Genomic DNA, 14,064 nt, shown 5'->3' on the forward strand with positions numbered 1-14,064 from the left:
TATTGGTATTAACTTTAAATTCGCAAATATATACGTGTTAATTATTGTATTATACAAATCCATCGACATTAAAATTGCATTGGGAGAACAATGAAAGAAGTAGTAGATAACTAGCTGGAATATTGTGAAAAAGTGTTAGTATAGTTAGCAAATTTTTACCAATGAGTTAGACTTGAGAAAGAAACATTTTCACTAATAACTAAGCTTCGAGGGCTTGATACAAAAATAATCTTGAATTAAGCGAAATATCAATTTAGAAATACTGTTGCATTGATTAAACGGAATAAAAGAATTTAGAATCAGTAAGGATTCGTAGAATTAGAACTATAAAATGTTGAGCATGAATGATTTTTTAAACAATAGTATTTTTGATGTCGATTGTGATTTATTATTGATACCAATTTCCACAAATGGTACTATTTCTAATTCTTTTAGGAGCGGTTTAGATGAACTAAATATTGCAACTGATCTTTGGAAGAAGAATAACTATGAACTTGGCGATGTAATACTATTACCTGAAAAAGCAAAGAGAAAACTAATTGCTTTTGTTTGCACGGTCGATGGAAATCAAAGTGCTTATTATGCTATCAGACTAATAGGAAAAAGATTATCAGAAAAAGTAGCGGAATTAAAACACATTAAGAAAATTGCTGCTCCATTATTAGGAACGGGAGCAGGTAAACTTCAACCACATTTAAGTCTAAATATTATGCGTTCTGCATTTTATGAAAATGAAAATGTACAAGGTGCTGCGTTAACTTTTTGTACTCCTGATGAAGAAGTGCATTTCTCAGTAAGCAACCAGGTACTAAATATAGACACGCCCAGTGGTCAGCTCGTTATTGAAGCCGAAATTCCTAATATCCGTATAAGCAAATTTGTTGAAGAAATCCAATATAATGAGCGGCCTTACTATGAATTAGCTGTAGAAAAATTTAATGAATACCTAGAACATGAATTACCTAAGGTTTTTTACGAACAATTAACAAATCAATTTAAGTCCTCAGGAGTTACTTTTAAGGAGTTCATCAATTCTGATTTATCTAAAGAACAACATGAATTTACAATCCTTTGTGGAGAATTAATCGCATACATCGATTTTAATGCATACCATAAGAATATATGGAATAGATATCCAGACAAACGTGTATTAGCTAAATCTGCTGTCCGTCAGAATGATTGGTTTTTGAACTTAGTCAAATTTAAGTTAACCAAAAAGGATAGCTCTTTGAGTCCTAGTATTAAAAATGCATTCACATACCTAAAGTCCCCCAGTAATAATCTCACAATGCTTTCTGAGAATCATAGAAAGAAAGTTTTGGATAAAATTTTTCCTGAGGGTATTTATCATGATGGTATTGAAGATGCAATATTCAGTTTTTTTAGAAGACTAGGATTAAAAACCCAAAATCCTGAAAATTTCGGTGCCCTTTGTAGTCGCATTCTTTATCTGCCATTTATCAAACCTATTTGGGACGAGGGTATTTCAAAGGATCATTTTCTTGAAGATAATCTAAGATACACTGATTTGTCGTTGGCAAGTTTTCTAATTGAGGATTGTATAAAAACCAATTCAAAAATATTGGATTTAGGGAATTGTGGATTAACAGATTTGGAGATTATACCTGAACTTTTTGAATGTACTCATATTGAAGTACTGATTTTAAGTAATGAATGGGCTGAATACAAAAATGGCAAATGGAGAAAACTTACCAGTAAAAACAAAGGAAATAGAAATAATATCCAATCTTTGCCAGTATCAATGAGTGAATTCTCCGAATTGAAAAGCTTAGTTTGCGGAGGCGATTGGAATGAGTATAATAACCAAAAATGGAACAGATGGGGCATCACTTCCCTTGCTCCTATTTCCAAATTAAAAAAGCTTGAATACTTAAATTTAAGTAATAATGAGTTGACTAACATAATAGGTCTAAAGAAATTATCCTCACTAAAAATCGTTCACCTAAATAATAATAATATTTCGAAAGTTGAAGTTTTAAATGAACTCCATAATCTTAAAGAGTTGTATCTAAGTAATAATAAGATAAAGACAGTAGATTTTATTAGCGGATTAGATAATATTGAGACTTTAGACTTACATAACAATAGTATCAGAGATCTCCGACCGATTATAAAAATCATTCAGAATATTGGGATTAGTAATGATAAATGGGAATTAAACACCTTAAATATAGCAAAGAATCCTTTGGAATTGCCACCAATGGAAATCGTAACTTTAGGCAAAGAAGCAGTTTTAGGAGTTCTTGATGATATAGAGAAAAGAGGTCGTTATGTCAATAAAGATATTAAGGTTATTCTTGTAGGTAATAGTGAAGTAGGTAAATCTACTCTGGTAAAATACTTAGACAAGGAAAGTGGTCTTGAAGATGAACATCTCCCTACACTTTGGATGGAAGAGAAGATTATAAAAAGTAAGTATTCGGTTAATACCATTGGAGAAGAATGTCTGCTGCATGTTTTTGATTTTGGTGGACATGATTATTATCACGACACTCATCATTTATTTTACAGCACTAATACAATTTATCTCCTGTTATGGGATAAAGAAACAGATAATTTAAATACAAGAAAAATCACTCAGAAAACAAGAGAAAATTTAGAGATAGAAGTTGAAACACAAGATTATCCAATAAATTATTGGTTGGATTCCGTAAAGTTTTATACCAAAGATGTTGAAGCAGACAATTTTGAATTTGAGATTAAAAGAGATGTCACTTATGACAGCCCACTTCTGTTGATTCAGAATAAGGTTGATAATGCTTCTAAAATTGTGTTTCAAGAGAATAAGACGCTATCGGAAGATTATTCTTTTATTTACGACATGATTAATGTCTCGATTAAACCTAAAAGAAATTTAGACCATTTCGATAGTTTATTTTTGGAGATGCTCAATAAGATGAACATCATTGGAGCTGTTCTTCCAAAGTTCTATGAGACAATAAAAAATAGTATAAATTCTTATAAAGGAGAACCCGTTTTAACTTTTTTAGAATTTGTGAGTTACTGCAATAGAATACTTAAAAATCCCATTGATGATTCTCAAGCTAAAAGATTAGTTAAATATTTAGAACAAGTAGGACTTGTTTTATGTACTAGTAGAGGCACTGACGAAAAGATATATATAGATAAGAAATGGGTTATCGAGAATATGCATAAAGTTCTTGAAAAGCTTGTGGATAGAAAGGGAGAATTTAGAAGAGATTATGTTGTAAGGCTTCTTGGAACTGATGATGGTAAGGTTGATGATTTACTTTTGATGATGGAAGAATTCAAGATTGTTTTTAAAAATCCTTACTCTGAGATGTATATAGCACCGCTTTATTTGCCTAAAATTCCTGATGGAAAGATTAAGCTGTTTCTAAATGAAGGTCAGATTACATATCGAAGATTTGAGTTCAAAGGATTCATCCATAAAAATGTTATTTTAAGTATATTTCAAAAATTCGGAACGCTTTTTTCTTCTGATAAGAATAAAGATATATTTTATTATTGGAGAGACGGATTGATAATTAAGAATCCAAACACAGATGAAATTGTAATGATAAGGTTTCATCTTGGTAATGAAGACGGTAATGCCTGCATTGATATTAATGATTTATCACAAAAGGAAAACCCTCTATTCAGGGACGATGTACTTAAGTTCATTAGAGATGTCAATCAGGGCTACGAACTGGAAGAAATGGTTACATTGGATGGTGTAGATTATATATCAAAAGAACTGCTTGAAAAATATGCAGAAATTGGTAAGTATATCTTTTCAGAGAAGAAATTATCAGAGCCTTTAAAATCAGAACAAAAAAAACTTTTTAAACTAAAAGATTATATGGAATTTATAGACACGCCTGTTAAGAAGAAAAAAGTAGTAATATCATATTCTAAAAAAGATCTTGCTCATATACATACTCTTAGAAGATATTTACAACCTTTAATTGATGCAGAACTAATTGAACAGCCATGGTATTGTACCAGTTTGAATCCGGGAGATGATTGGAACGCAAAGATTAAGCATAAATTTCAGGAGGCGGACATCGTATTTTTTATGATTAGCGAATATTTTTATAGTACGAAGTATATCATTGAACATGAAATAAAAACAGCTATTGATCGATATGATAATGGAGAAAATATAAAAATTGTACCGGTTATTTTAGAATTTTATGATTGGGGCAGAAAAGAACCTTACAACCTTCAACGATTTTCAGCCTTACCATACCAGGCGAAACCAATTAGTGATTTTGGTAACTCAAAAATGGCCTGGAGTACAATCACGGCATCAGTTAAAATGATGATTGAAAAAGATTTGGACCCAGGAAAAATAGAGATAATAGGACGTGATCTTGAGGAGATATACGAAAGACAAGTTAAGGGTAAATTAGATAATAATTCATTATAACTCTCTCTACATTCCACTAATTTTTATCTAAGTATTCAAATTAATAAAATAATGTAAGATATACTAAGTTTAGCATAAAACGAGGCTGTTTCTAATTCTAGAGACAGCCTTTTTTCATTTTTACACAGCCACACATTGCCAAACGATTCCGCTGATCACCACTTTATTACAGCACTTCTGTTTGCATAACACCTTTGTTCCCAAAGCCCGCATACTGCGGGATATCAACAACAATTTAAAATGTTTGATTATGGAAAAACAAAGAAAAAAAGTCGTGCATGCAATAGTGTTATTGCTCACAGGATTTGGTGCATTTGCACAAGGGGATGGGACGGCAGGGATTACCGAAGCCACACAGATGGTTACTTCTTATTTTGATCCCGCTACACAGCTCATCTACGCCATAGGGGCAGTGGTGGGACTAATCGGAGGTGTTAAGGTATATAACAAATTCAGCAGCGGGGATCCCGATACAAGCAAAACTGCCGCAAGCTGGTTTGGGGCCTGTATTTTCCTGATTGTGGCCGCTACCATTCTACGTTCCTTCTTTCTTTAATCCGGGGCCTTATGAGTACTTACAACATCAATAAAGGCATTGGAAGGACAGTCGAATTCAAGGGACTTAAAGCCCAGTATCTTTTCATTTTTGCGGGCGGACTCCTTGGAATACTGCTCTTGGTTATGATACTGTACATGGCAGGGCTCAATTCCTATGGCTGTTTGTTTGTAGGGGCAGGCGGCGCTTCGCTTATTGTGTGGCAGACCTTTTCTATGAACAAAAAATACGGCGAGCACGGGCTGATGAAAATTGGCGCGAGAAAAAGGCATCCTCGCTACATTATCTGCCGAAAGGCGCTGCATCGCTGTCTGAAGTTTACCCCTAAAGCCGGCGCCTTATGAGAAATAGAGCAAAAGCCACAACACTGGAAAGCAGGTTTCCGCTTCTGGCTGTTGAGCACAATTGTATTGTGTCCAAAGATGCGGATATTACAGCCTGTTTTGCTGTACAGCTGCCTGAACTATTTACCGTGGGCTCAGCAGAATATGAAGCGATTCATTCCGCCTGGCATAAGGCTATTAAAACACTGCCTGATTTTACAATTGTTCACAAACAGGATTGGTACATCAAGGAAAGTTACGATCCTGATATGGAACAGAAGGAGCAGAGTTTTTTGGCAAAGTCCTACGAGCGTCATTTTAATGAGCGTCCGTTTCTGAACCATTACTGCTATCTGTTCCTTACCAAGACCACTAAAGAGCGCATGCGGCTGCAGAGTAATTTTTCATCACTCTGCAAAGGTGTACTTGTGCCCAAGGAGGTAAGAGATAAAGAAGTGATCCACCATTTTATGGAAGGGGTTGCTCAGTTTGAGCGCATTGTCAATGACAGTGGATTTATCAGGCTGGAACAACTGAGCGAGCAGGACATTATAGGGGGTGATGGAAAACAGGGACTACTTGAACAGTACCTTACACTCTCCAGAGAAGACGGAACACCCCTGCAGGACATAGCGCTCGGAAGTGAAGAGGTGCGAATTGGCAGTAAAAGACTATGCCTGCATACTTTGTCTGATACGGACGACCTGCCCGGAACTGTTTCAGCTGATGCCCGCTATGAAAAACTATCTACCGATCGCAGCGACTGCCGTTTGTCTTTTGCCGCTCCTGTTGGACTTCTGCTGAGCTGCAACCATATTTACAACCAATATTTGTTTCTGGACAACAGCGAAGAAAACCTGCAGAAGTTTGAAAAGTCAGCAAAGAATATGCATTCACTAGCGAGGTACAGCCGTGCCAACCAGATCAACAAGGAGTGGATCGAGCGCTATTTGAATGAAGCGCATTCTTTTGGACTGTCTTCCATCAGGGCACACTTCAATATCATGGCCTGGTCGGATGATCCCGGCGAGCTAAAACAGCTCAAGAACGACTGCGGAAGTGCCCTTGCACTGATGGAATGCAAGCCAAGACACAACACAGTGGATACCGCTACGCTGTACTGGGCAGGAATGCCCGGGAACGGGGGCGATTTTCCTAGTGAGGAGAGCTTTTACACGTTTATAGAACCTGCATTGTGTTTTTTCACGCAGGAAACCAATTATCATAATTCGCCATCGCCCTTTGGTATCAAAATGGCTGACAGGCTTACAGGCAAACCCATCCATCTGGACATTTCGGACCTGCCGATGAAACGAGGTGTTATTACCAACAGAAACAAGTTTATACTAGGACCCTCGGGAAGCGGTAAATCTTTTTTTACCAATCACATGGTCAGGCAGTATTATGAGCAAGGGGCACATGTACTTTTGGTAGATACCGGTAATTCTTATCAGGGATTGTGTGAGCTCATAAAAAGCAAAACAAAAGGGGAGGATGGGGTGTATTTCACTTATACCGAAGATAACCCTATCGCTTTTAATCCTTTCTATACCGATGATGGTATTTTTGATATCGAAAAAAGGGAAAGTGTAAAAACACTGATTCTCACTTTGTGGAAACGTGATGATGAGCCGCCGACGCGCTCAGAAGAAGTGGCTTTGTCCAATGCCGTAAGCGGCTACATTGAACGTATCAAGCAACGTGATGAGTACCCGTCTTTTAATAGTTTTTATGACTATGTACAGGGCGACTATCGCCTTGTACTTCAGGAGAAACAAGTGAGGGAAAAAGACTTTGATCTTGCCAATTTCCTGAATGTTCTTGAACCGTATTATAAGGGAGGGGAGTATGATTACCTGTTGAATTCCGACAAACAGTTAGACCTGCTGTCCAAACGTTTTATCGTTTTTGAGATCGATGCCATCAAAGACCACAAAATTCTCTTTCCCATTGTAACCATTATCATTATGGAGGTGTTTATCAATAAGATGCGAAGGCTTAAAGGGATCCGCAAACTTATCCTGATCGAGGAGGCCTGGAAAGCCATTGCCAAAGAAGGAATGGCCGAATATCTGAAGTATCTTTTTAAGACTGTTCGGAAATTTTTCGGTGAAGCAATTGTGGTAACCCAGGAAGTGGATGATATCATAAAGTCTCCCATTGTCAAGGAAAGTATTATCAATAATTCCGACTGTAAAATCCTGCTGGACCAGCGCAAGTACATGAATAAGTTTGATGAGATTCAGGCCATGCTCGGTCTTACCGATAAGGAAAAAGCGCAGGTACTTTCCATCAATATGAACAATAATCCTTCAAGGCTTTACAAAGAAGTATGGATAGGTCTTGGAGGTACGCACTCGGCGGTATATGCCACTGAGGTAAGCCTTGAGGAGTATCTGGCCTATACCACAGAAGAAACCGAAAAAATGGAAGTAATGCAGCTGGCGTCTGAACTTGGCGGTAATGTAGAGCTCGCCATCAGGCATATCGCTTTGCAAAGAAGGGACAATGAAAATCAAAAATGATTAACAATTTAAAATTCAAATAAAATGAAAAAAATAGTAGTAATGGTGTGCGCGGTACTAATGTTTGCCGCAGCACCGGATGTTAATGCCCAATTTGTAGTTACAGACCCTGCCAACCTGGCCTCGGGCATTTTAAACAGTGCCAACGAAATCATACAGACCTCTTCCACGGTTTCTAATGTTGTTAAAAACTTCAAGGAAGTGGAAAAGGTCTATAAACAGGGCAAAGAATATTACGACAAGCTACAGGCTGTAAATAATCTGGTTAAAGATGCCCGAAAGGTGCAGCAGACTGTATTATTGGTAGGAGATGTTTCAAAGATGTATGTACAGAATTTCGGAAGGATGATAGGTGATCCCAATTTTTCTGCTGAGGAACTCGTCGCTATTGGCAACGGATACGCAGCGCTGCTGGGAGAAAGTACCGAGCTTTTGAAAGAACTCAAACAGATTGTAAGCTCCTCTAGTCTTTCTCTAAATGATAAGGAGCGTATGGATATTATCAACCGTATATACAAAGAAGTAAAGGACTACCATAGTCTGGTTCGATATTATACCAACAAAAATATATCTGTGAGCTATTTAAGGGCAAAGAAGAAAAACGATGCAAAGAGTGTGCTGGACCTGTATGGGACTTCCAAACAAAAATACTGGTAGGTTATGGAATTTAATAATCTCCACGAAGTCCTGCGTTCATTATATGATGACATGATGCCCCTTGCAGGTGATATGGCGGCAGTGGCGAAAGGTCTTGCAGGACTGGGGGCTTTGTTTTATGTGGCGTTAAAGGTCTGGCAGGCACTCGCCCGCGCTGAACCCATTGACATGTTTCCACTGCTGCGTCCCTTCGCTTTAGGCCTTTGTATTATGTTTTTCCCCACCATAGTACTGGGAAGTATCAATGCGGTGTTGAGCCCGGTGGTTACCGGAACCCACGGCATACTCGAAGATCAGGTGCTGGACCTCAATAAGCTCCAGCAGCAGAAAGACCAGTTGGAATACGAGGCTATGGTAAGAAATCCTGAAACTGCCTACATGGCATCGGATGAAGAGTTTGACAAGAAACTCGATGAACTCGGCTGGTCGCCTTCGGATATCGGGACAATGGCCGGAATGTATATGGAGAGGGAAGCGCAGGAGGTTAAAAAAGCAATAAAGGAATGGTTTAGAAATCTGCTCGAAGTGCTTTTTCAGGCGGCTGCGCTGGTTATCGACACGATAAGGACTTTTTTTCTTATTGTGCTCTCCATTCTCGGACCAATAGCTTTCGCTATTTCGGTTTGGGATGGCTTTGAGTCCACTCTTACCCAATGGATCACAAGATATATAAGTGTGTACCTGTGGCTTCCGGTAGCGGATTTGTTCAGTTCGATGCTGGCCCGTATACAATCCCTGATTATCGAAAGGGATATTGAGATGCTTGCCGATCCGGCTTTTATTCCCGATACCTCCAATACGGTGTACATTATCTTTATGATTATCGGTATTGTGGGATACTTTACTATTCCAACGGTAACAGGATGGATCATTCAGGCGGGGGGCGCGGGAAATTTTACCCGTAATGTAAACCAGACAGCCATGAAAACCGGAAATATTGCCGGGGCAGGAGCCGGTTCTACGGCAGGGAATATCGGCGGAAGATTAATGAACAAGTAAAATAATTAATTACTGAATTAAAATGGAATTTATAACACTAAGAAATATAGAAAACAGTTTCAGGCAGATACGACTCTACGCGATTGTGTTTGCCACACTGTGCATAGTTGTAGCAGCATATGCCGTGTGGCATTCCTACCGCTTTGCAGAGCAGCAACGAGAGAAAATTTATGTACTTGATAACGGGAAATCCCTGATGCTGGCACTTTCCCAGGATGCCTCTATTAACCGCCCGGTGGAAGCAAGAGAACATGTGAGGCGTTTTCACGAGCTTTTCTTTACGCTGGCTCCTGACAAAAAGGCCATTGAAAACAATATGAAGCGGGCATTCAACCTTGCCGATAAAAGCGCCTTTGATTATTATAAAGACCTTTCGGAAAAAGGATATTACAACCGTATTATATCGGGTAATGTGCAGCAGCGTATTGAGGTAGACAGTGTAGTGTGCAGTTTTGATACCTACCCTTACGCGGTGCGTACTTACGCGCGTGAGTTTATTATACGTTCGAGCAACGTAACAAAAAGAAGTCTCGTTACATCGTGCTTTCTTGTAAACTCGGTGCGGTCGGACAACAACCCGCAGGGATTCAATATCGAGAAGTTTTCCGTGATTCAAAACAGCGATATAGAGGTTATTGACCGTTAAAAAGAAACAGCTATGACAGCAGAACATGATTTGGATACGCTTAGCAAAATCCTTTCCGATAAAGGCTACAATGGTTATTTTCTTACTCAAGGAGCTTATCCGGGAAAAATCAGGGAAAGTATACTTGAATATTTACATAGCTGCGAAGCGGGCTTAGATAAACTCAAACCTGAATTTATCCTTAGCGGTTATCCACAGTGGCTTGGAGATGATAAACCAAGAGTTGAATGCCATATGTGGATTAAACAAGAAAATGGAGGTTTTGATCTTCAAAAAATGGAGGTAATCAGAAAAGATCAGTTTGGCCAATCCTTAGCGCAGGCAGCACTAAGCAATCTTTCTGCCACTACTGTACCGACTAAAAATGAAGCAATAGCGATGGTAAGTGAATCAATAACACAGAAATCTGCAGCTGCAAAAAAGCATTTCAGGATGTAACACTAATAAATTATGAAAAACATAAGAAAAGATATAGAACGATGGCTTGACAATCTGGACAAAGGCTGGGATCAGCTGTCTTTAGAGAAACAGCACCAATACATACTCTACTTTTTTACAGCGTACCTGCTGCTCACGGCATGGATCATTTTTAAAATCTGGTATGACAGCAGAAAATTTCATCAAACTATAGTTATTGAACATATCGAAAACGCTGCATTTAAGGAGAATGAAAGTGCTGTCTATCAGCAGGACAAAGGATCAACAACGCTAAAAAATAAGATTTATGAAAGAAAATAAAAAAGGCAGTATCCTCATTGAGGAGTACAGCCAAAGTAAGGCTGTTCCTTTTGGAGATGAAAAAAAGAGCAGCATGGAAAGAATGAAAAAGCCGTTGATATTTGGCTTAATGGGTGTTGTATTTGTGGGCTGCATGTATTTGATATTTAAGCCTTCTTCAGATAAAAAGGAAATCAAAAATATCGGGCTCAACGACAGCGTGCCTCAGGCCGCGGATCAGGAAATGCAGGCAGATAAAGAGAAAGCCTACGAGCAGCAAATGCTTGAGGAGAAGGAGCAGAAAAAGCGCAACGCTATTATGGCACTCTCTGATTATTGGAAAGAGAACAGCGCATCAGGCGATGAGACACCAAAATTATCAGATGATCAGGGGCAAGGCAAATCCTATGATGATAAACCCCAAAGTGATAATCCCGCACTAAACAGCTATCGAAATGCGCAAAGTACATTGGGGTCCTTTTATCAGGAAGATAACAGAGAAGCCAATGAGCTTCGAAAGCAGCTGAAGGATTTAAAGGAAAAGCTGGCTGAAAAAGATGTGCCTGCCCCTGTAACGGTTGATGATCAATTGTCTTTAATGGAAAAGTCATATCAGATGGCCGCTAAATATCTCCCTTCAACAGGCACAGTTAAACCACCGGTTGGTGCTGATAGTACTGTACAAAAATCTTCTGCAAGCAAGCAGACAGCAAATTTTACAACATTCAGACCCGCTGAAAAAAATGTAGTATCAGCCCTGTACCATGAAGTTTCAGATAGTGTTTTTGCAGAAAGCTGGAACAAAAATATGTATAAAACCAATGGGTTTTATACAGCAGGGGATGTGAAACAAGTCATACAATCCAGGAATAGTATCAGGGCCTGCGTTGATCAAACCAAGACTATTATCGGAGAGGGTATTGTACGACTGCGTTTACTTGAGCCTGCACGGATACCTAGTGGTATTTTGCCAAAGGGCACAATGATAACGGCAGAAGCGAAAATTCAGACAGGGCGTTTACAGCTTAAAGTCAGCTCTATTGAGATAGCGGGTAACATTACTTGGGTAGACATAACAGGTTATGATCTCGATGGACAGCAGGGTTTGTATGTGCCGTATTCGCTGGAGCGTTCTGCCCTTAGTGAAATGGCGGGTAATATGAGCCAGCAGTCAGGAACAAGCCTGATGCTGACCCAATCAGCAGGACAGCAGATGGCAGCAGATTTAAGCAGGGGAGTAGTTCAGGGAATTTCAGGTTATTTTTCCAAAAAAGTAAAAATGCCTAAGGTGACCCTCAAGTCAGGGCACCAATTGTTTCTGGTTTCAAAAAAATAATATTGAACTTAAAAAATAAACAATGAAAGAATATTTTAAAGAATTTTGTGTAATTGCTCTTTTTGCCAGTTGCACGCTGTCGTGCTTTGCACAGGATCATAAAGACAATTTATTAGTTTTAGGAACTATAGATCCTTTCCAACTGGAAGTGACTTATGAAAAAACTTCCCACCTGATTTTTCCAACTGCCATTCGATATGTTGACCTGGGCAGTGAATATTTAATTGCAGGAAAAGCAGATGATGCGGAAAATGTGCTGCGTGTAAAAGCGGCGGTTAAGGACTTTGAACCTGAAACCAACTTTTCGGTCATTACCAATGACGGTCATTTTTACAGCTTTGATGTGCATTACAGCCCCAACCCGGATATACTGAGTTATGACCTGCATACAGTGCAAAAAGCAGCAGAAAAGACGCCGGAAAATCATGTGCTTTTTGAAGAGCTGGGAAACAGCTCTCCCTCGCTGGCGGCATTATTGATGGAAAACATTTACAAAAAAGATAAACGTATGCTAAGGCATATCGGGTCCAAAAGTTTCGGTATAAAGTTTAATTTAAAAGGGATTTACATCCATAATGGGAAATATTATTTCCATACGGAAATCACAAATCAAGCCCATGTCCCTTTCCAGATAGATTTTATCACTTTTAAAGTTGTGGACAAAAAGTTAGCCAGGCGCACCGTATTGCAGGAAAGAATGCTGACGCCTCTGCGTACTTATAAACCTTTGGATGAGGTCGCAGGGAAGACCATCGATAAGAATGTTTTTCTGCTTGATCAGTTTACAATTGCGCATGACAAGGAACTACAGATTGAAATTTTCGAAAAGAACGGCGGCAGGCATCAACGTCTTGACGTAAATAATTCAGATCTCATAAAAGCCAGATTGATAAACGACATGCAACTCAGATTTTAATATTGCCTATAAAATTAAGAATCATAACCTAAAACTAAAAGCGACCTATCTAGGTCGCTTTTTTTAGATTTGAAATCGTAGTATCCCTGTTTTAAGGAGTTTTACGGTTTGGATATATTGTTTATCCGTTCTGCTTTTTCAATAAGATTCTCTAAATCTAAATCGCCCATATTAGTTATTTTAATCTCTGAGGAGGTCTTAGACTTGGCAAAATTTAATACGTCTTGTGCTACTTCACTAAGTTTATCAAGCCATTCAAAATTTGCTATTGTATCATAATACAATTTGCCCAGGACATTGTTTTCCCTGAAATTTATGTTTGCATCAAGTGTGTACCTTGAACTGACATTATACAGATCACTATTATCAATAATGGATTGTTCAAGCCCTGCAAGCCCTGATTTATCCACTACAAGGGCAGATAGTTTTTTCAGGTCATGCGTTTTAATTTTCTTGTAGACTGCTTTTTCATCTTCGGTAGATTCTAAGAAAATGATGGCCTTTAAGCTGCATTCAATTGAAAAAATTAAATCTATCATTAATTTACTCCTATTGGATATATGAGTTTGAAACTCTCTCAATTTTTGGTATCTAAATAAGAATTCCCTGCTGTCTGAAATAAAATATTCGGCAACATCATTTTTTATTTCATCTGTAATACTATTCATAAATATGTGGTTTAATAATTTAGAAGTTTAGTTGTTATTTAAAATTTATTTTTAGTGAATAAGGTTTGCAATTAAATTTAAAATGCGAGGCACGAATTTACAGAATTTTGGTGGAGTATTTTTAAAAAGTAAAACAAAACTCACAGTAATCAGGCGGCCTTCTTTTGCTTCTTTTCTTTGACCGCTCATGTGGAAAGAAAAGAAGTCCGCTGGGGATGACAAAAGGTATATTTCATATACCTCAGCGATCAAATCACAGCCTTTTTGATGAAATAGCGAGCATTGCATTTCGGCAAAATGGCTGTAC

General features: G+C 38.3%; 12 protein-coding genes. 11 read left to right on the plus strand and 1 reads right to left on the minus strand.

Features of this window, described 5'->3' with window-relative positions; all coding sequences use genetic code 11:
* Window positions 1-340 precede the first annotated feature (340 nt).
* The 11 genes from QMG60_RS09905 (at window position 341) to traN (ending at window position 13,089) form a co-directional block, all read left to right on the plus strand.
* Window positions 341-4,414 (plus strand): leucine-rich repeat domain-containing protein, encoded by a 4,074-nt coding sequence (locus QMG60_RS09905; RefSeq protein WP_281867701.1) that lies wholly within the window; start codon window positions 341-343, stop codon window positions 4,412-4,414.
* Window positions 4,415-4,664: 250 nt separating this feature from the next.
* Entirely contained in the window at window positions 4,665-4,970 is a 306-nt protein-coding gene (locus QMG60_RS09910) for a DUF4134 domain-containing protein (RefSeq protein ID WP_281867702.1), read from the plus strand.
* Between the two features lie 11 nt (window positions 4,971-4,981).
* Window positions 4,982-5,314, plus strand: coding sequence for a DUF4133 domain-containing protein (locus tag QMG60_RS09915; RefSeq protein ID WP_281867703.1), 333 nt, complete (start codon window positions 4,982-4,984; stop codon window positions 5,312-5,314).
* Entirely contained in the window at window positions 5,311-7,818 is a 2,508-nt protein-coding gene (locus tag QMG60_RS09920) for a TraG family conjugative transposon ATPase (RefSeq protein WP_281867704.1), read from the plus strand. Before QMG60_RS09915 ends, QMG60_RS09920 begins: the two co-directional genes overlap by 4 nt.
* Window positions 7,819-7,842: 24 nt before the next feature.
* Complete coding sequence (locus QMG60_RS09925; RefSeq protein WP_281867705.1) at window positions 7,843-8,475, plus strand: DUF4141 domain-containing protein; 633 nt, start codon at window positions 7,843-7,845, stop codon at window positions 8,473-8,475.
* Between the two features lie 3 nt (window positions 8,476-8,478).
* Complete coding sequence (traJ, locus tag QMG60_RS09930; protein ID WP_281867706.1) at window positions 8,479-9,474, plus strand: conjugative transposon protein TraJ; 996 nt, start codon at window positions 8,479-8,481, stop codon at window positions 9,472-9,474.
* Window positions 9,475-9,496: 22 nt separating this feature from the next.
* Window positions 9,497-10,120, plus strand: a complete 624-nt coding sequence (gene traK, locus QMG60_RS09935; RefSeq protein ID WP_281867707.1) for a conjugative transposon protein TraK — start codon at window positions 9,497-9,499, stop codon at window positions 10,118-10,120.
* A 12-nt stretch (window positions 10,121-10,132) separates the two neighbouring features.
* Window positions 10,133-10,558: a hypothetical protein gene (locus QMG60_RS09940; protein WP_281867708.1), complete on the plus strand. Its 426-nt coding sequence runs from the start codon at window positions 10,133-10,135 to the stop codon at window positions 10,556-10,558.
* Window positions 10,559-10,570: 12 nt separating this feature from the next.
* Entirely contained in the window at window positions 10,571-10,858 is a 288-nt protein-coding gene (locus QMG60_RS09945) for a nitrogen regulatory IIA protein (protein WP_281867709.1), read from the plus strand.
* Complete coding sequence (traM, locus tag QMG60_RS09950; RefSeq protein ID WP_281867710.1) at window positions 10,845-12,173, plus strand: conjugative transposon protein TraM; 1,329 nt, start codon at window positions 10,845-10,847, stop codon at window positions 12,171-12,173. Before QMG60_RS09945 ends, traM begins: the two co-directional genes overlap by 14 nt.
* Before the next feature lie 22 nt (window positions 12,174-12,195).
* Window positions 12,196-13,089: a conjugative transposon protein TraN gene (gene traN, locus QMG60_RS09955; protein ID WP_281867711.1), complete on the plus strand. Its 894-nt coding sequence runs from the start codon at window positions 12,196-12,198 to the stop codon at window positions 13,087-13,089.
* Window positions 13,090-13,190: 101 nt separating this feature from the next.
* On the opposite strand, the gene QMG60_RS09960 is transcribed toward traN, so the two are convergent.
* On the minus strand, window positions 13,191-13,757 hold the full coding sequence (locus QMG60_RS09960) for a hypothetical protein (RefSeq protein WP_281867712.1): 567 nt from the start codon (window positions 13,755-13,757) through the stop codon (window positions 13,191-13,193).
* Between the last annotated feature and the right edge of the window lie 307 nt (window positions 13,758-14,064).

Origin of the sequence: Flavobacterium sp. GSB-24 (assembly GCF_027924665.1) — a bacterium.
Classification (GTDB): Bacteria; Bacteroidota; Bacteroidia; order Flavobacteriales; family Flavobacteriaceae; genus Flavobacterium.